This window comes from Glycomyces luteolus, assembly GCF_027622875.1.
GTDB classification, from domain to species: Bacteria; Actinomycetota; Actinomycetes; order Mycobacteriales; family Micromonosporaceae; genus Glycomyces; species Glycomyces luteolus.
Genome location: NZ_JAPZVP010000048.1, coordinates 1 through 840, shown reverse-complemented (window position 1 = coordinate 840; position 840 = coordinate 1). Strand labels below are relative to the sequence as shown.

1 protein-coding gene is annotated in these 840 nt (G+C 68.8%); it reads left to right on the top strand.

Annotated features, from left to right (window positions below; genetic code table 11):
* Positions 1-285: 285 nt before the first annotated feature.
* On the top strand, positions 286-840 hold a 555-nt coding region (locus tag O1R50_RS26145; protein ID WP_270113204.1), incomplete at its 3' end, for an RICIN domain-containing protein.

Here is an 840-nt window from a genome sequence, read left to right as displayed (position 1 = left end):
CCTAGGTTGCGATATGTGAGCGATAACAGGCGTTCCCCATACCCGCGTCCGCTAAGGAGCACCCGATGACATCGGCCGCACCCGATTGCTCGTTCCTGTCCCGCTGGACCCGAGGCGTGGCCGCGCTCGCGGCGGCCTCCGCCGATTGACCGATCCGGGACCGGACCGCGGCGGCGCATCCGCCGGTCCGCGACCGCCGGTCCCACCCGTAGCAATGAACCCGCATCTCCATGACCCGAGGCATCGGCAACGTGTGGGAAGCGAACCTCGATTAAGGAGGCCACCATGGCCTGGATGGAAACCCCCAAGAGCCGCAGGCGGATGCTCATCGGCGGAGCCGGCGTGCTCGCCGGGGCCGCCGCCGCGACCGTGCTCAACCCGTTCGCCGCGGCCCAAGCCCAGCAGGTGATCGACACATCCGCCTGGTATGTGCTGGTGAACCGCGGCAGCGGCAAGGTCCTGGACGTCAGCGGTGTGTCCACCGCCGACGGAGCCCCGCTTCACCAGTGGACCCGTACGAACGCCGGCAACCAGCAGTTCCAGTTCGTGGATGCCGGCGGCGGCTACTACCGGATCAAGGCGCGGCACTCGGGCAAGGTGCTCGACGTGTCCAGCTGGTCGAGCGCCGACGGTGCCGCCATCCACCAGTGGACCGACCACGGCGGCACCAACCAGCAGTTCCGGCTGGCCGACTCCGGCAGCGGCTATGTGCGCCTGATCAACCGCAACAGCAACAAGGCGGTCGAGGTCCAGAACGCGGCCACCAACGACGGCGCAGCCGTCGTGCAGTACAGCGACTGGGGCGGCAGCAACCAGCAGTGGCAGCTCGCCCGCGTCGAC